Raw genomic sequence first — 17,345 nt, 5'->3', positions numbered from 1 at the left:
AGTGCCGAGTCATGCTCGTTAGAGCCCTTATCGGTGATTTCCCAGCGGGGCATGGCTCCGCTCTACAAATGCCTGCATTCCCTTCCCCCGCGCGCGGGGGAAGGTGCCCGTAGGGCGGAAGGGGGCTGTTGAATTTGCTTTTGGTCATTGGACGAGAGGAAAAAGACCAACAGCACCCTTCCCCAACCCTCCCCTTGGCCTTCGGCCAAAGAGAGGGGGTGGATTTGCGCTACGTCACCGTATCGATCAGTTCTTTATCTGCACATCATCGATATAGACGTTGAGGTCGTAGGCGGTGTTGGCGTGATACAGCCAGATCGCATCGAGCTTGACGCTGGCGGCGGTGATGCTGCCATTGCCGCTTACCCAGGCATTCCATTGCGCGGCATCTGCCAACGACCACGACACATACGTCCAGGTGTTGGCGGCAATCGCTTTGCTGACCGAGCGCTCGGTGCCATCGCTGTCGTCGATGCCCACGCCCACGCTGGTGCCGCTGCCGCCGCTCCATACCCAGAAGCCGAGCACGCCGTTGCTGCGGGTCAGCGCGGTGTTGTTGGCCGGTGTTCCACCGCTGGACAGCAGCCGCACGTTCCAGTCGCCACTGCTGGCGGTGTTGTCCTTCAGCAACACTCGCAGCGAACAGCTGCCGTTCTTGCGCGTGGTGCAGTCACGCGTCGCCGTTGAGGCGGTGCTGATGCCGGTGGTGCTGCCCGAATAGCTCGGGCTGGTATCGAAATGCCCAACGCTGGTCTCGAAGCGGTCCAGGTAGGTGATCGTGCCGGTGCCACCGCCACTGCCGGGGTTGATCAGGGCGTAGTACTTGGCCCAGTTCCAGTTGATGCCGGGGTCGGTGTGGGTCTGCCCGCTGTAGTGCTGGTGGCCCTTGATCTTGACGCTGGTGGGCAGCACGTTGATGCCGCTGCTGGCGGCCCCGCTGTAGGCACTGGCACAGCTGATGGCGCTGTACTTGGCGCAGAAGTTCCGCACCAGCGCCGCCGACGCTTCGTACATGGCGTTGGTGTACCACGAGCTGTTGTCGACGAAGCCCTCGTGTTCGATGCCCAGCGTGTAGCTGTTCTGGTTGCGCACGTGCCAGGCGGTGTGCGCGTCGCGCACCATCTGCGTTACCTGGCCGTCGGAGGAGCGGATCACATAGTGCGCACTCACCTGCGCACTGGCGTTCTTGAACCAGGAAATAGTGCCGGCGTAGCTGCCCTGTGTGGTGTGGATGGTCACTGCGCTGATCGCCGCCGAGCGCGAGGCCGAGTAGTTGGCGCTGGACGCCGCGCTCCATATCGCCGGGCCATAGTCGGTGCTCTGGATGGTGGCATCGAGCAGTGGGCTGACCTGTGTGCCGGCGCGCGTCTGCAAGGTCTCGCTGAGCGGGTCGACCGCGAACGCGTCGGTCTCGACACGATCATTGGCCACATCCAACCGCACCATGGGGGCGCGCAGCATGACAAGGCGTGGTGCATCGAACGCTTCCTCCCAGGCGATGGCGCGTTCGGGCACCACGATGCCGCGATCATTGACGCCGCGGTCCTGGGTCAGCAGCACGTCATAGGCAAAGCTGGTGCGGGCGTAGTCGTCGATGCTGCCCGCCTTGAGCGTGGCCAGGGACGAAACCGGAGCAAAGCCGGCATAGCGCATCAACGCCGGGCGGATGGCTTCAGCCGATGGCGTGGTGCCGCGTCCGGCGGCGGGAAAATCCTGGCGGATCTGTGCATCCAGCAAGGCTGCCGCAGCGAGGATGTTGGTCGCCGGCTGCCGGCGCACCGCGTCGGCATTTACTCCGAGCAGGCGCGCGCCCTCATCCACCTGGTTGGCAAAGCCGCCACCGGCATACAGGCCCATCACGCCCCAGCTGGGCGGCATGCGCAGGTGTTCCGCATCCTGTGTTGCGGCCGGTTGCAGGTTCGACCAGCGGCTCTGCACATGGGCGATGGCTTCCAGCGTGCCGGCCGGAATGGACGGATATTGTCGATACGCCTGCTGGAAATAGCGCAGGTACAACGCGCGTTGCGGGGCGAAGCGTGCTTCCTCGGCATTCAACTGGGTTTCCAGCGCGGTGCCTGGGTTGAGGCTGGACTGGGCGAAGACGGGTGCGGTCATCAGGCTGCTGACGACGGCAGACAGCAACACTGCGGCATGACGATGCATCATCGTGGGTACCCCCGGGTTGTGATATCCCCTGCGGTTGCCGTTCTACTGGAGCCGTCGCGTTCGGACGTGAAGGTTTCTTCCCGCAATGCCGACAGTGCAGCGCGGTGGGCATATCCGGGGTGATGCCGGTCACAAGCTGCACCGCAATTCATGTGAACGCCGCGCGGCAATGCGGCAGGTGCAAAAAGCACCAGTGCCCTGCGCGTCACAGCGCTCGCTACGGGGCATTCACTGCCGATGCGGGCCGGCGCCGTTCCAGCCCCCACAGCCCTGCGGCGACCAGCACGAAGGCGAGCAGCCACGGCCAGCGTGGGCCGGGTGTGGGAATGCTGTTGGCATGCTGCGGATTGGCGCTGCCACGCAACGCCAGCATTGCGTCGCGCAGCTGCTGTGCGTGCAGTGCGCGCGCGTCGCTGGGGTTCAGTACCAGCAGCGTTGCCTGCGCATCATCGGCGGTGATCGTGTGCCAACCCGGTTGCATCGGCCACCAGCCGCTGCAGTTGTTGGCGCGGGGATCGGGCAGCAATGCGCTGTCGGTTCCATCCGGTGCCTGTGCCTGCGCACCGGCAGGCAAGCCGCACAAGGCCGTGCGTTCGCCCGCCCAGGCCCATGCGGGCAGCTGCGACAGCGGTGGTTCCGGCAGTGGCCGAGCCAAGGTTGCCAGCACGCGGTTCCACAGTTCGGCGTGCTGTTGCGGGTGGCCTGCGAGTACCAGGGTGTAGCTGTCACTGATCGGCAACACGCCCAACCGTCCCTGGCCGATGGCACGCCAGCTGCCAACGGTGCTGCCGTCGGCGGCGCGCAGCAGCGGCACGTCATCGCCGCCGTGGGTACTCAGGTTGAAGCGTTCAAGTGCGGGAATGACCGTGTTGGGTTCGCTGGGCTGGCCTGCATCGGCAACCAGTTTCAGCGGTGCGGTCTGTTCGCCGCCGCGTGCTTCCATGCCCCATTCGCGCAGGGCGCGGCGCGCGCTGCCGTCCAGCGGCCCGGTCATGCGTATCAGCACGCCCAGCCCGGTACGCATCGCGTTGCCGATGCTGCCGCGTTGTGCCGAGGACAAGGCCGCAAGCCGGCGTTCGTCGAGCAGCAGCAGGTCGAGTTTGGCCAGGCTTGAGGCGTCCAGCGCTGCCGGTGCATCGCCCAGTTGCACGCCGCCGCCAACCTGGATGCCGGTCTGCAAGCTTGCGCCGGTATCGGCGGCCCAGCGTTGCAGGTATTTCAACTCCGGCCCGGGTGCGGCGGCCAACAAGCGCAACGCCGGTGCAGCGACGGCACGCACGCGCACCGGCACCGGCAATTGGTCGAGCACCTTGCCCTCGCTATCCAGCACGCGCAGGGTGAACTGCACATCGCCGGCATCGCGCGCGCTGGCGGCAAGCCGCACGCGGCCGTCCTTGCCCGGTACGGCAATGGCCACACGGTGCGCGGACGGATCAAGCAGTTCGACGCGCACGTTCTGCAAACCCTGCACGCGCGTGCCCACCTCAACGTGTGCGCCAGGAACGAGCAGCGGCGGCGCCTGAAGTTCCACCAGGCCGGTGGGCGCCGGGCCAGGCATGAAGCGCAGCGCGCCGGGCAACGCGGTGTCCCGATCACGCGCCGGCAAACCTTCACCGACGATGACCAGCTCGCGCGTGCCTGGGTGCTGGCGCAACGCCGTGGCCAGATCCGGCACCAGGGCAACGTCGGTGATCGCCGCCGCTTCGGGCAGTCGCAGTCGCGTTGCAGCGGGCACCTTGGCCACATTGGCAGCGGTCGCGCCGCGCGTGGCGATGACCAGCGTGCCGGCGTGCGTCGGCTGTGATGGTGGATACAGCGTCAGGTACAGCAACAACGCAGCGGCGGCCTGCAGCAGCAACACCAGCAGCAGGCGCAGCCGCGGTGGGCGCGGAGAAAGACAGAGCCGCACGCTGGCGACAAGCACGGCGGCGCCGATGATGGCGATGGGAAGCCAGTTCATCATGTGCGCTCCTGCGGTGCGGCCAATGCATCCAGATAGCGGCGGCCGGCGGCATCCGGTGCGGCACGTCGCGCCGGTGGCCCGAGCGGACGTTGCAGTGCCGGCCACAATTGCTCGCGCAGCCGCAGACGGCACGCTTGGCAATCCGGTTGCTGGCGCACTTCATCAATGGCGGCGATCACATCCAGCGGATCGGGCCACGCATTCGGGTGCGCATCCAGCCAACGCGAAAGCGCATCCAGATCCACCTTGCCATCGGCATGGGCCAGCGCCTGCCAGGCATCGGCGACGACGCGGTCGCCGGCCGGCCGCGTGGCCAGCTGCAGGCCGCGACTGCTCAGGCCATCGCGCTTGCCGGTCATGCGCCGGGCCATGTCGATCGGCGGCAAGGCACTGCCGACACGCGCCAGGTAAATGCGCTCGGCCTGCTGCACCTGTTTGATGAAGCCCAGCGCCTTGTACGCATACGGCAGTGCCAGGTCGGGATGTCCCTGGCGCAGATGGCCTTCGGATTGCCACATCTGATCGAGCGCGGCCTTGAGGATGGCGCGCGTCTGCGGATCGAGAAGCGTGGCCGCTTCGGCGTGGTCGTGGGTGTGGCCGTACTCGGACAGCACATCGGTGGCGCTGCCGAATACCGGCGCACTTTCTGCCGGCGTGCTGCTGCCGTGATCGTGCCCATCGTCATGCGCGTGCGTCTGGCCATGATCCTCTGCATGTGCATCGGCGGTGGGCGCGTCGCTGGTCGGCAGGTCGCCGGTGGGCGGTGCCTTCGCGCCGCCTTCGGCTTCCTCACCGAGGAACTGGCCGTAACGCAGGCGCAGGATGCGTTGATCCACGCCGATGGCGTCGGCGCGTTTGATGAAGGTGTCGTTGTCCAGCGTGCGGCGCTGCTTCTGCAGCGCTTCGGCGTCGATGATGATCTGCCGCTGGCTGCGGAAGTAGGCCGGCATCACCTTCTTGATCGCACCTTCCAGCTCGCTGGTCTGCACTTCCTGCGTGCTGGGCAGGCGCAGGATCAGGCTGGCACTGCGCGCTTCCTGCGGCTGCGGATTGCGGTTGTCGCGCACGCTCAGCCGGGCGACCACTTCATCGCCGGGGCCGACGCCGAGCGCACTGAGGTCTGCGCGATAGGCAAAGCGCCGCGCGGTAGCCGGGCCGCTGCCACTCAAGCTGATCTGTCGCTGCTGGAATTCGATGTTCTCGCCGCTGCCCTTGGCGGTGGTGATGTCCAGCGTCGCGTTGGGGTGGATGCCGAAATCATCGGTCGCTTCGAAACGCAGCTGCCAGTGGCGCTGATTGGGCGTGGCCTGGTTGAGCGTCTGCGCAGGCTCCAGCACCTTCACCTGCGGTGGCCGATCGGCGATGACATCCAGACGGTACGCGCGCCCGGCTTCAGCAAGTGCGGGTTCGCCGACGATGCGATACAGGCCCGGCCGCTGCAGCAGCTCGGTTGCACGCCAATGCGCGCCATCGCGCTGCAGTGGCAGGCGGCGGCCGTCGTGGAACTGCAGCCACGCACGCTGCGGCTGCGGCGCGAACTGCAGCTGCCATTGCAGGCGGCTGCCTTGCACCGCGCGCACGTCGAGCTTCTCGCCCGCGCTGGCAGCCTGGCCGGTGTAGGCCGGTGGCGTCACCTGCAGACGCGCCGCGCGCAGGGCTGGTGCATCGGGACTGCCGGGATCTGCGCTGGGTGCAGCGTCATTGCGGACGGCAGTGTCGGAGGCATTGCGCGGCCAGCCCAACGCGCCTGCCGCGATCATTGCGGCGACGGTGAAGCACAACAACAGACGTTTCCACGGCCACGGCTGGCGCAATTCCGGCGGGGCTTCGCGCAGCCGCTGTTCGACATGCCGGCGCTGACGTTGCTGCAGTGGGTTCAGTGCATCGTTGGCACTGAACAACAAGTCCGCGCTGTCTTCAAAGCGACGGTGCTCGTTGATCCTAGCGATCAGCCACGCGCTGTCCAGCCGCCGTGCGCGCCACATTGCTACGCCGGCAACGATCAATAGCGCGACGGTGAGCGTCAGCGTCGCGACGTCAAACGTACTGATGCGCCAAGCCAGCAGCGCAACCGCAAAAGCGATGGGAATGCCGGCGATCAGGGTGATTGCCCGCACGCGTCGCCGTGCACCGCGCAACAACGGATGCGCGCTCATGCGATGCCCCTGCGGCGGCGCGCCGTCGCCATCCAGCGTTCAAGCAGAAACAGCAGGGCGATGGCGGTGATCAACCACGGCGCCAGTTCACGTACGGGTTGCGGATACGTTGCTGCGATCTGCAGCGGCGCCATCGTGATGGCGGTGGCGCGACCCGGCGAAGGCGGTGTCTGCAGCCGTGCCAGCAACTGCTGCGGGAAGCGTGCGTCGAGCAGCGCCGGCATCGATGTGGCATCGAGTGGGGTGTTCCAGCGCAGCCAGCGCGTATAGGCGTGGTCGATCTGTTCCAGCAACAGGTTGCCGGTGTCGTCCTGCCACCGCGGCGTGCGCTGCGCCTCGGCCGGAACCGGCGTGCGTGCATCCACCAACAGCGTGCCGCCGGTGCTGGCCCACGCCAATGTCGCCTCTGGAATTGCGCGCGCCGAGAGCCACACGCGTACGGCCGCGCCGTCGTTGAATGCGCGGCCGTCTTCGGCGCTGTCCAGCGCTGCATCCGGGTGCCACGCCTGGTTCACCGCGCGCAGATAACGCAATGCGGCTTGGCCTGCGTCGTCGTAACGAACCTGCAACTGCGGTGCCGCGATCCTTGCATTGGATGCGGCGGACACAGGCGTTTCAACAATCTGCCACTGCACCGTGCGCGAAAGCTGCGGGCGTTGTGCATCCAGGCCCTGCAGCACCGATGGCACGATCACCGTCAACGGCGCTTCCGGCGGCAGCGTGGCATCCAGTTCGCGCAGCAGGCTGGCAATGGGCTGATCCGTCGCCGGTGCGGAAGTGCGGTCATCGATGCGCGGAAAATCCGGTGCCAGCCATAGCCACTTGGCATCTGTCATATCGACCAAACCGCGCGCATTGCTGATGTCCACGCCGGGCGCTACGGCGACACGCGGCGTCGCATCGATCACGCCATTCAACGCCGGCCGCGCCAACAGCACCGCCAACAGCGCGAGCAGCAACAAACGCAGCAGCAACAGCGGCCATTCGTCGAAGCGGATGCGGCGACGCGGGCGTGGCTTGGCCGACAACCAGCGCAACGCCGCGAAGTCGATCAACTGCTGCTGGTCGCGCCGCGCAAGGTGAATCAGCAGGGGCAGCAACAAGGCCGCCAGCGCGAACAGCCCGGCCGGGAACAACCACAGCAGACTCATGCGCCGCCCCCGCGCCGGCCGAACAGGCGTTGCAGCGGTGCGTCGATGGGTTCGTCGAGAAAGGCGGTGTCGTGACGGATGCCGGCCGATTGCAGGCGGGCATCCAGGGTGCGGCGTGCTTGACCGAAGCGCGCCAGATAGTCCGCGCGAACGCTGGCGCCGTCACTCAGTAGTTCGTCGCCGGTTTCCGGATCGCGGAAGCGATGGCCGTCGCGGAATGGGAAGTCGCGTTCTTCAACGGTGAGCAGTTGCAGATGCACGACATCACGGCCGGCGGTGGCCAGGCGTTCGGCCAATGCGACGGCTGCTTCATCAAAGCCATCGCCGATCATCACCACCAGATCGTGCGCGCCGATGCGCTCCCACACCGGCGCCAGACGTTCCTGCGCCGGCCATTGGCCGTGCGCGCGCAGTCCGTGCAACTGCAGCTGCAGGCGGTCGCGCTGACGCAGGCCGTTGCCGGCGGGCACCAGTTGCAGGCCGTCGCCGCTGATGCTCATCAGGCCGAAGGCATCGCCTTGTTGCAGGGCCAGTTCGGCCACGCAACCGGCCAGGGCCTTGGCCGCGCGCAGTCGCGTCCACTCACGCCGCGCCTGGTCGGCCTGTTGCATCGAGGCGGTGGCATCGAGGATCAGCCACACCGTGAGCGGGCTTTCGCGTTCGGATTCGCGCACGAAGAAACGGTCCGAACGTGCGTACAACTTCCAGTCGATCTGCCGCAGTTCATCGCCGGGTTCGTAGGCGCGGTACTGCGCGAATTCCAGCCCGGCGCCGCGGCTGCGGCTGGCGTGCATGCCAATGCCACGGCTGCCGCTGGCCCGCTGCGGAACCAGACGCAGCGCACGCAGGCGGCTGCGCACGTCGGCGGGAATCAGCGGTGGCGTGGAAGGCGACATCGTGCGTGCGCGAATCAGGCCGGGAACGGCACCGCGCGCAACAAGGCGGCGATCACGTCGTCGGCATTCTTCTGCTCGGCTTCGGCGGCGAAGGACAGCAGCAGGCGGTGACGCATCACCGGCGCGGCCAGTGCCTGCACATCTTCGCGGGTGGCGGCAAAACGGCCGTGCAGCAACGCACGTGCCTTGGAGGCCAGCACCAGCGACTGCCCGGCGCGCGGGCCGGCACCCCACTTGATCCAGCTGTTCACTTCGTGCGGTGCGCCTTCACCGGGCCGGCTGGCGCGCACCAGGCGGGTGATCCAGCTCAGCAGGTCGGGGCTGACATGCACGTCGCGCACGGCGGCCTGCAAGGCCTTCACCGAGTCGGCATCCATCACCTTCGGCACTACGCCGCTGTGGCTGCCGGTGGTCTGCGCAAGAATGTCGCGCTCTTCGGTTTCGCTGGGATAGTCCACGCGTACATGCAGCAGGAAGCGGTCCAGCTGCGCTTCGGGCAGCGGATAGGTGCCGGCCTGCTCGATCGGGTTCTGCGTGGCCAGCACGAAGAACGGCGAGGGCAGGGTGTAGGTGGTGCCGGCGTAGCTGACGGTGCGCTCCTGCATCGCTTCAAGCAAGGCGGCCTGCGTTTTCGGCGGCGTGCGGTTGAGCTCGTCGGCCAGCAGCAGGTTGGTGAAGATCGGGCCCTGCTGGAAGCGGAATGCGCGCTTGCCGGTGCCGTGGTCTTCTTCCAGTAGCTCGGTGCCGAGGATGTCACTGGGCATCAGGTCCGGAGTGAACTGCACGCGCCGGAACTGCAGCTCCAGCGCCTGCCCAAGCGAGCGAACCAGCAAGGTCTTGCCGAGGCCCGGCGCGCCTTCCAGCAGGCAGTGGCCGCCGGCGAGCAAGCCGATCAACAGTTGCTCGACAACGTCGTGCTGGCCGACCACGGCCTGCGCAAGTGCGCTGCGCAGCGCGGTCAGGCGCGGCAGCAGGGAATCGACATCGTGGCTGGGATCGGGGGCGGTCATGCGGTCACCTGTGGGGTCAATGCGTCAGTGCGTACATCACGATGTTCACGCCGAATTTGGTGTTGTCTTCGGCCAGGAAGCGTTTGTTGCGCCAGTCGTAGTCCCATTCGCAGCCGTAATCCTTGTTGCTGTAGAGCACGCCCAGGCGGCCATCGATCTCGATGCCCTTGAGGTAGTCGTGCACCAGGTCATCACCCCAGCCATTGAGCTCGAAGCCGGTGGCGGGCGGGCCTTCGGGGAATTTGAAGAAGCTGTTGTACAGCGCGTGAGTGTTGGGCAGCTTTTTCATTGCGCTGGCGCCGAAGATGCTGCGCATCTGTGCCTCGAACGAGGTGGCAAACAGGCCATCGATGTCGTGGTTGCAGTCATCGACGAACACGAAGCCGCCGTTGCGAACATAGCGCTCGAAGTTGCGGCGTTCATCCGGATTGAACTCGACCAGCTTGTGCCCGGCCAGATAGCAGAACGGCGCGCGCAGCATTTTTGGATCGGACAAGGCGATGACGTGTTCGTTCGGGTCCACGCGCAGGGTTGTGTAATCCACCAGCGAGGTGATCAGGTTGGACGGCATGCGTGCGTCCACATCCCAGTCACCGGAGTCGTATTTCAGCCGGGTGAACCAGAAGTCGTAACGGCTGGCCTGCGCCCGCGCCACGCCCGGCAAGGCGGCCGTCACCGCGCCGCCCAGCAGCAGGTGGAGGAATTGCGCTCGCGTCAGACGGGACTGGAACAAAGGCGACAATCTCAAAGTGCTGAAAGCCCCTCTCCCGCACGCGGGAGAGGGGTTGGGGTGAGGGCGCTCTTGAAGCACGTAGAGCAAGAGCTTGAAAGCTCCCCTCATCCGCCCCTTCGGGGCACCTTCTCCCGCAGGCGGGAGAAGGGATGAAGCAACAGCTGAAGCAACAGTCCAAAGCCAAAGCTAGAAGCAGAGCTAAAAGCCAAAGCCCTTACACCGCATCCGACAGCGACGTAAACGTAAAGTCACGCAGCTTCATCGGCGGGATCATCATCACGAAGCTGGATTCGTCACCGGCCACGCGCACCGGCTTGCCCAGCTCGTCGATGTTGTTGAGCATGATCACCGGCGATTCGTTGAAGCGGAAATTCTTCACCGGGTGCTTGATCTGCCCGTTCTCGATGTAGAACGTGCCGTCGCGGGTCAGGCCGGTCAGCAGCACGGTCTGCGGGTCCACCATGCGGATGTACCAGGTGCGGGTGACCAGGATGCCCTTCTCGGTGCCGCGCACCAGCTCGGCAATGGACTTGGTGCCGCCGCTCATCAGCAGGTTGCCCGGCTGTGCGTTGGCGGTCTTGCCCTGCTTCTGCGCCCAGTAGCGCGAATAGCTCAGGTTGGCGACCTTGCCGTTCTCGATGATGGCCATGCGCTCGCGCGGCATGCCTTCGCCGTCCCACGGCAGCACCGCAGCGTCCGGATGCCACGGGTCGGCAAACAGGTTCACCTGCGGGTCGTAGACCTGCTCGCCCAGCTTGTTGCCGCCACCCTTCTTGGACAGGAAGCTGCGGCCTTCATCGGCCGAGCGGGCGCTGAAGAAATTCATCATGAAGCTGACCAGGCCGGCAGCCGCAGCCGGTTCCAGGATCACCGTGTACTTGCCCGGCTCCAGTGCCTTGGCCTCGGCCGATTCGATGGCCTTGCGCTTGGCGATCTCGATGTCCTGGTCGGCGCGGAAGTCCGCCGCGTTCGCCAGGTTGCGGCCCACCCAACCCGAGCCGCGACCGTCTTCGGTGCGCACCGTGCAGGTGTAATTGAAGTTGGTGCTCTTCTGGTAGCCGAAGTTGCCGTTGCTGTTGGCGATGGCAACAAAGCCGTTGCCGTCTTCCAGGAAGCCGGCGGCCACCAGGCCATTGCCACGGCAGGGCGCGATCGAATCGGCAGCGACCTTGGCGCGGAAATCCGGGTCGATTGCCGCAGTGGATTCGCTGAAGGTGGGGCTGGGGCGGTAGTTCTGCTTGGCGATGGCCGGCACGAACTCCGGGTTTTCCGGCGCCAGCCTGGCCAGGTCTTCGGCGCGGCGCACCACGCGCTCCAGCGAGGCGTCGTCGAACTCGTTGATCGAGGCGGTGCCCACGCGCTTGCCGAAGGCCACCTGCACGGCCAGTTCGGCATTGCTGACGATGCCGCTGGTGGAAACGTTGTTCAACGCGAAACGGATGTTGCCGTCGACCGAGCCGGCCAGCGTGGCGGTGCATTCATCGGCCTTGGACAGCGCGATGACCTTGTCCAGGATGGCCTTGGCTTCCTGTTCGGTGAAGATGCTCATGGTTCAAAAGCTCCTTGACGATCAGCCGAGGCTGCGCGCGGTATTGATGACGTTGATGCCGTCGAAACGGGCGGTGGACGAGCCGTGCGACACGGCCGAGACCTGGCCCGGCTGGCCCTTGCCGTCGAAGAACGAACCGCCCAGGCGGTAGTCGCGTTCGTCGGCCACGGCGCTGCAGGCGTTCCAGAATTCCGGCGTGCGGATCTGGTAGGCCACGTCTTCGAGCATGCCGGTGATCTTGCCGTTCTTGATCTCGTAGAACAGCTGCCCGCCGAACTGCGCGTTGTAACGCTGCTGGTCGATGGAGAACGAGCCGTCACCGATGATGTAGATGCCGTTCTCCACGTCCTTGACCAGGTCGGCCACCGACAGCGGCGCCTTGCCCGGTGCCATCGACACGTTGGCCATGCGCTGGAACTGCACGCTGGACCACGAGTCGGCGTAGCAGCAGCCGTCCGATTCGGTTTTGCCCAGGATGTGGGCCTGGTCGCGGATGGTCTGGTAATCCACCAGCTTGCCGTCGGTGATCAGGTCCCAGCGCTTGGTTTTGACGCCTTCATCGTCGTAGGCCACCGCACCCAGCGAGCCGGGCTGGGTCTTGTCGGCAAACATGGTGACCTTGTCACTGCCGTACTGGAAGCGCTGTTCGCGCTTGTCCAGGGTGGCAAAGCTGGTGCCGGCGTAGTTGGCTTCGTAGCCGAGCACGCGGTCCAGTTCCAGCGGGTGGCCCACTGCTTCGTGGATGGTCAGCCAGGTGTGCGAGGGGTCCAGCACCAGGTCGTACTTGCCCGGTTTGACCGAGGTTGCCTGCAGTTTTTCCTGCGCGTGCCTGGCCGCGGCGATGGCGTCCTCGCGCATGTCGTAGGACTGGCCGTAGACGGTCACGCCGTTGGGCAGCACGGTCTTGGCGGAGGCATCGCCGTCCAGGTATTCAAAGCCCAGACCCATCGGCGAGGACAGGCCGGAACGGGTGCGGAACTTGCCGCTGGTCTTGTCGATGGCGGTGACCGTCATCGGTGCCCAGATGCGGTGTACGTCCTGGTCGATGTAGGAGCCGTCAGTGGAGGCGAAATACTTCTGCTCGTTGACCAGGAACAGCATGGAGTTGATGAAGCTGGCACCGGCGCCCATGGCTGCGGCGTTGACGCCCAGCAGCAGGTCGGCCTTGTCCTTGATCGGCACTTCCATCGCGTTCTTCTTGATCGGCGTGCGCCAGCTCACCTCGCCGTAGCCCGGCGCCTTGGCAAACTGCACCGGCGCGGTCTGCACCTTGGCATTGGCCCTGGCGATGGCAGCGGCCTGCTGCGCGGCCTTGACCACGCCGGCCGGGCTGAGGTCGTTGGTGGCGGCAAAGCCCCAGGCACCGTTGACGATCACGCGGATGCCGGTGCCGGTGGACTCGGTGTTCACCACGTTCTGCACCTTGTCCTCGCGGGTGATGACGAACTGGCGCAGGTAGCGGCCGATGCGCACGTCGCAATAGGTGGCACCGGCGGCGCGGGCCGCATTCAGCGCGTCATCGGCCAGGCGTTTTTTCAGCGCCGGGTCGAGCACGGTGAGCAGTTGCTCGGCGGCGATGGCCTTGCCGAAGAACGCGGGCACCATCAGCCCGCCAGCGGTAAGCCCGGTCAGGGCGAGGAAATCACGTCTTTGCAAGGCTGCTCTCCAAGGGACACGGCCCGCGCGGCGGGCGTTACGGCAACAAATGACGAGGGCTTCGCGGTGCGCTGCGAACCATTCGATTCTTGCGGTGACGCGCTTGCAGCGGTAGTGACTTTAGGCATGGAAGCGCAGGGTTATTTGTATTTCTGCGTACCGCTCACCCTCCCTTTGGCCATGGGCCAAGGAGAGGGCCGGGGAGGGGTGAGCTTCTGCTTTGCCTGCCAGCAGGCAAAGCATCCAGTTACCCAACCGCATCTCCCAGCACCTGCTGCAGCCAGTCCACGAACACCCGCAGCCGTTGCGAGGGATGCCGGCGATGCGGGAACAGCAGATGCATCGGCATGGGATCGGCACGATGCCCGGGCATCACTTCCAGCAGGCTGCCAGCCGCCAGCTCGGCACGCACGTCGTAGGCGGGGATCTGGATCAGGCCCAGGCCGGCCATGCAGCAGGCGATGTAGGCTTCGGCATTGTTGACGGTGACACGCCCGGCCAGTGACCGGCTGCGCAGGATGCCGTTCTCGCGCCACTCCCAGTCTTCCACCCGGCCGCTGCCGGGCGAGGCATACAGCACGCCCCAATGCGTGCCCAGCTGCGAAGGATGCATGGGCATGCCGTGCCGCTCCACATAGACGGGACTGGCGGCATTGACCAGTGTCAGCTGGCCCATGCTGCGCGCGACCAGGCGTGAGTCCTGCAACGGCCCAACCCGCAACGCACAATCCACGCCGTCTTCGACCAGGTCGATACTGCGGTCGGTCATGCCCAGTTCGACGTCGATCTGCGGATACGCCTGCAGGAAGCCGGGCAGTGCCGGGGCGAGGATCAGGCGACCGATACGGCCGGGCACGTCCACCTTGATCCGCCCGCTCAAACTCTGCGGTGATTGCCGGAACAACTGCTCGGCTTCGTCCGCATCGGCGATCAGTTGTTGGCAACGGGCATGGAACAACAAGCCGTCCTGGGTCGGCGTGACCTGGCGGGTGGTGCGGTGGAGCAGGCGTGTACCCAGCCGTTGCTCCAGCGTGCGTACCGCTTCGGACACGGTGGAGCGCGGCAGGTTGAGCTGGTCGGCGGCGCGGGTGAAGCCTGCGCAGTCCACCACCCGTACGAAGACGCGATACAGCTCGATACGATCCATGGTCATTGTTCGGGTGAGCCGACAAGTGAAGTCAGAATGACGGGCTTTATCCGCAAATCCAAGTCGATAGGCTCTGTTGGCATTCCCCCGCCACAGGAGTTCGCCATGACCGACCATCGCATCCACGGCAAGACCGTCCTCATCGCCGGTGGCGCCAAGAACCTGGGCGGGCTGCTGGCCCGTGACTTCGCCCGCCAAGGCGCCAGCGGCATCGCCATTCACTACAACAGCGACGCTGCCCGTGCCGAGGCCGAAGCCACCGCCGAGGCGGTGCGCACGGCAGGGGTCAATGCGCATGTGTTCCAGGCCGACCTGACCTCGGCTGCAGCGATGGAGCAGCTGTTCAGTGATGCCAGGCAGGCCCTGGGCAGCATCGACATTGCCATCAACACCGTAGGCAAGGTGTTGAAGAAGCCGATGACGCAGATCAGCGAGGCCGAGTTTGATGCGATGGATGCGGTCAACAACAAGACCGCGTTCTTCTTCCTGAAAGAGGCCGGGCGCAACCTCGCCGACAACGGCAAGGTGTGCACGCTGGTGACCTCCCTGCTGGGTGCCTTTACCCCGTTTTATTCCAGCTACGCAGGCACCAAGGCGCCGGTGGAACACTACACGCGGGCGGCGGCCAAGGAGTTTGGTGAGCGCGGCATCTCGGTGACCGCGATTGGCCCGGGGCCGATGGATACGCCGTTCTTCTATCCGGCCGAAGGGGCCGATGCGGTGGCGTATCACAAGACTGCGGCGGCGCTGTCACCGTTCTCGAAGACCGGGCTGACCGACATCGAGGACATCGTGCCGTGGGTGCGCTTTTTGGTATCCGAAGGCTGGTGGATGACCGGGCAGACGATCCTGGTCAATGGTGGGTATACGACGCGGTAATTGCTGGGTTTCGCTTGTTGGAAGCTCCCGCTCACCCCAACCCCCGCTCCGCGCCCCGGCCTTTGCGCTGGCGCAAGGGCGTTCGATGGGCAGCGAACCGATGGTTCGCAAGCTGCCCCTCTCACCCCGCACGCGGGAGAGGGGCTTTAAGCTACAGCTCGCAGTAGACACATCCCTTCTCCCGCATGCGGGGTTAAGAACAGGCGCTTATGAGCCAAAGGCTCGTGACTGTTCGTACGCCCCGCGTGCTACGCGGGGCCGGGGCGCGGAGCGAGGTGCCCCGAAGGGGCGGATGAGGGGAGCTCTTGCTCTGCCTTACCCCAACGACCGCGCCGTATTGATGATGTTCACCCCATCAAAGCGCGTCGTCGCCGAGCCGTGCGATACCGCCGACACCTGACCCGGCTGGCCCTTGCCGTCGAAGAACGAACCGCCCAGACGGAAATCGCGTTCGTCGCAGATCGCGCTGCAGGCATTCCAGAACTCCGGCGTACGGATCTGGTATGCCGCGTCCTCGACCATGCCGGTGATCTGGCCGTTCTTGATCTGGTAGCAAAGCTGGCCGCCGAACTGCGCGTTGTAGCGCTGCTGGTCAATCGAGTACGACCCCCGGCCGTGGATGTAGATGCCGTTCTCCACGTCCTTGATCATCTGCGCCGGGGTCAGCGGCGTCTTGCCCGGTGCCAGCGACACATTGGCCATGCGCTGGAACTGCACGCTCTTCCACGAATCGGCATAACTGCAACCGTGCGACGCGTTTTCACCAAGGATATGCACTTCATCGCGCGTGGCCTGGTAGTTGACCAGGATGCCGTCCTTGACCAGATCCCAGCGTTTGCACTTCACGCCTTCGTCGTCATAACCCACCGCGCCCAGGCTGTAGGGCTCGGTCTTGTCGGCGGTGAAATTGACGATGTCACTGCCCCAGCGGTAGCCGGCATCGCGCTTGTCCAGCGTGGCGAAGCTGGTGCCGGCGTAGTTGGCTTCGTAGCCGAGCACGCGGTCCAGTTCCAGCGGATGGCCAACGTTCTCGTGGATGGTCAAGAACAGGTTGGACGGGTCCAGCACCAGGTCGTACTTGCCGGCCTTCACCGACGGGGCGGTGAGCTTCTCGCGTGCGTGTTTTGCCGCAGCGATGGCGTCTTCCACCGGGTCGTAGGAATGGCCGTAGGCGATCACGCCGCCCGGCAGCTGATGCTTGTCCGCAGCGTTGCCGGCAAGGAATTCCCAACCCATGCCGGCCGGCGCGGAGAGCCCGGCGCGGGTGCGGAACTTGCCGCTGGCCTTGTCGATGGCGGTGGCAGTGAACGGCAGCCAGATGCGGTGCACGTCCTGGTCGATCCACGAGCCATCGCTGGAGGCGAAGTACTTCTGCTCGTTGACCAGGAACAGCTGCGAGTTGATGAAATTGGCGCCGGCATTCATCGCCGCCGCGTTGATCGACAACAGCAGCTCCACCTTGTCCTTGACCGGCACCGCCATCGCGTTCTGGCGGATCGGCGTCTGCCAGCGCACCTCGCCCACGCCGGGGGTTGGTGCCAGCTGCACCGGCTTGGTCTGGATCCTGGCATTGGCCCGGGCAATGGCGATGGCCTGCGCCACGGCGGCCGCCACGCCCTGGGCGTTGGTCTGGTTGCTGGCGGCAAAGCCCCAGGCGCCATCCACGATCACGCGGATGCCGACACCGGCCGACTCACTGTTGGTGACGTTCTGCACCTTGTCTTCGCGGGTGACGATGGCCTGGTTGAGGTAGCGGCCGATGCGCACGTCGCAGTAGCTGGCACCGCCGCGCCTGGCCAGCGCCAGCACGGTGTCGGCCAGGGCCTTCTTCTTTGCCACATCCGACGGCGCCAGCAGCTCCTCGGCGGCGATCAGGCGGGCATTGGGCAGCATCATCCCGGCGAAGCCGAGGCTGGAAAGCGTGAGGAACTGACGGCGTTGCATGGTGGACCAGGCTCCAGAGCAGCGATGCCACGCATCGCACATGACCCCCGAATCTCGGCGGCGGCGCACCCTGGGCACAAGTGACCATGGTCATG

General features: G+C 65.7%; 12 protein-coding genes. 1 reads left to right on the top strand and 11 read right to left on the bottom strand.

What is annotated here, in order from left to right; genetic code table 11:
• Window positions 1-246: 246 nt before the first annotated feature.
• The 10 genes from ACVOLO_RS07425 to ACVOLO_RS07380 form a co-directional block, all read right to left on the bottom strand.
• Window positions 247-2,115, bottom strand: coding sequence for an N-acetylmuramoyl-L-alanine amidase (locus tag ACVOLO_RS07425; protein ID WP_481569612.1), 1,869 nt, complete (start codon window positions 2,113-2,115; stop codon window positions 247-249).
• A gap of 268 nt (window positions 2,116-2,383) precedes the next feature.
• Window positions 2,384-4,126: a carboxypeptidase regulatory-like domain-containing protein gene (locus ACVOLO_RS07420; protein WP_481569611.1), complete on the bottom strand. Its 1,743-nt coding sequence runs from the start codon at window positions 4,124-4,126 to the stop codon at window positions 2,384-2,386.
• Complete coding sequence (locus ACVOLO_RS07415) at window positions 4,126-6,285, bottom strand: hypothetical protein (protein WP_481569610.1); 2,160 nt, start codon at window positions 6,283-6,285, stop codon at window positions 4,126-4,128. The genes ACVOLO_RS07420 and ACVOLO_RS07415 overlap by 1 nt, the downstream gene beginning before the upstream one ends.
• Window positions 6,282-7,436, bottom strand: coding sequence for a BatA domain-containing protein (locus ACVOLO_RS07410; RefSeq protein WP_481569609.1), 1,155 nt, complete (start codon window positions 7,434-7,436; stop codon window positions 6,282-6,284). The genes ACVOLO_RS07415 and ACVOLO_RS07410 overlap by 4 nt, the downstream gene beginning before the upstream one ends.
• A complete protein-coding gene (locus ACVOLO_RS07405) occupies window positions 7,433-8,332 on the bottom strand; it encodes a DUF58 domain-containing protein (RefSeq protein WP_481569608.1) in 900 nt (299 codons plus the stop codon). Before ACVOLO_RS07405 ends, ACVOLO_RS07410 begins: the two co-directional genes overlap by 4 nt.
• 14 nt (window positions 8,333-8,346) lie before the next feature.
• Window positions 8,347-9,342 (bottom strand): AAA family ATPase, encoded by a 996-nt coding sequence (locus tag ACVOLO_RS07400; RefSeq protein WP_481569607.1) that lies wholly within the window; start codon window positions 9,340-9,342, stop codon window positions 8,347-8,349.
• A 16-nt stretch (window positions 9,343-9,358) separates the two neighbouring features.
• A complete protein-coding gene (locus ACVOLO_RS07395) occupies window positions 9,359-10,060 on the bottom strand; it encodes a DUF4159 domain-containing protein (RefSeq protein ID WP_481569645.1) in 702 nt (233 codons plus the stop codon).
• 229 nt (window positions 10,061-10,289) lie between these two features.
• Window positions 10,290-11,624, bottom strand: a complete 1,335-nt coding sequence (locus ACVOLO_RS07390) for a TldD/PmbA family protein (RefSeq protein ID WP_481569606.1) — start codon at window positions 11,622-11,624, stop codon at window positions 10,290-10,292.
• A 21-nt stretch (window positions 11,625-11,645) separates the two neighbouring features.
• Window positions 11,646-13,280, bottom strand: coding sequence for a TldD/PmbA family protein (locus ACVOLO_RS07385; protein WP_481569605.1), 1,635 nt, complete (start codon window positions 13,278-13,280; stop codon window positions 11,646-11,648).
• 247 nt (window positions 13,281-13,527) lie between these two features.
• Complete coding sequence (locus ACVOLO_RS07380) at window positions 13,528-14,427, bottom strand: LysR family transcriptional regulator (protein ID WP_481569604.1); 900 nt, start codon at window positions 14,425-14,427, stop codon at window positions 13,528-13,530.
• A 105-nt stretch (window positions 14,428-14,532) separates the two neighbouring features.
• Here ACVOLO_RS07380 and ACVOLO_RS07375 point away from each other — a divergent pair, with 105 nt between their 5' ends.
• Window positions 14,533-15,306: an SDR family oxidoreductase gene (locus tag ACVOLO_RS07375; RefSeq protein WP_481569603.1), complete on the top strand. Its 774-nt coding sequence runs from the start codon at window positions 14,533-14,535 to the stop codon at window positions 15,304-15,306.
• A 315-nt stretch (window positions 15,307-15,621) separates the two neighbouring features.
• On the opposite strand, the gene ACVOLO_RS07370 is transcribed toward ACVOLO_RS07375, so the two are convergent.
• Complete coding sequence (locus ACVOLO_RS07370) at window positions 15,622-17,250, bottom strand: TldD/PmbA family protein (RefSeq protein ID WP_481569602.1); 1,629 nt, start codon at window positions 17,248-17,250, stop codon at window positions 15,622-15,624.
• Window positions 17,251-17,345 lie beyond the last annotated feature (95 nt).

This window comes from Stenotrophomonas sp. STEN056 (assembly GCF_056759635.1).
This window is presented reverse-complemented; position numbering and strand designations above follow the sequence as displayed.

Excerpts from the sequence above, each read along its gene's own strand:
- ACVOLO_RS07425 (WP_481569612.1), bottom strand. The coding sequence starts at position 2,115 with ATGACCGCACCCGTCTTCGCCCAGTCCAGCCTCAACCCAGGCACCGCG.
- ACVOLO_RS07420 (WP_481569611.1), bottom strand. The coding sequence starts at position 4,126 with ATGAACTGGCTTCCCATCGCCATCATCGGCGCCGCCGTGCTTGTCGCC.
- ACVOLO_RS07415 (WP_481569610.1), bottom strand. The coding sequence starts at position 6,285 with ATGAGCGCGCATCCGTTGTTGCGCGGTGCACGGCGACGCGTGCGGGCA.
- ACVOLO_RS07410 (WP_481569609.1), bottom strand. The coding sequence starts at position 7,436 with ATGAGTCTGCTGTGGTTGTTCCCGGCCGGGCTGTTCGCGCTGGCGGCC.
- ACVOLO_RS07405 (WP_481569608.1), bottom strand. The coding sequence starts at position 8,332 with ATGTCGCCTTCCACGCCACCGCTGATTCCCGCCGACGTGCGCAGCCGC.
- ACVOLO_RS07400 (WP_481569607.1), bottom strand. The coding sequence starts at position 9,342 with ATGACCGCCCCCGATCCCAGCCACGATGTCGATTCCCTGCTGCCGCGC.
- ACVOLO_RS07390 (WP_481569606.1), bottom strand. The coding sequence starts at position 11,624 with ATGAGCATCTTCACCGAACAGGAAGCCAAGGCCATCCTGGACAAGGTC.
- ACVOLO_RS07380 (WP_481569604.1), bottom strand. The coding sequence starts at position 14,427 with ATGGATCGTATCGAGCTGTATCGCGTCTTCGTACGGGTGGTGGACTGC.
- ACVOLO_RS07375 (WP_481569603.1), top strand. The coding sequence starts at position 14,533 with ATGACCGACCATCGCATCCACGGCAAGACCGTCCTCATCGCCGGTGGC.
- ACVOLO_RS07370 (WP_481569602.1), bottom strand. The coding sequence starts at position 17,250 with ATGCAACGCCGTCAGTTCCTCACGCTTTCCAGCCTCGGCTTCGCCGGG.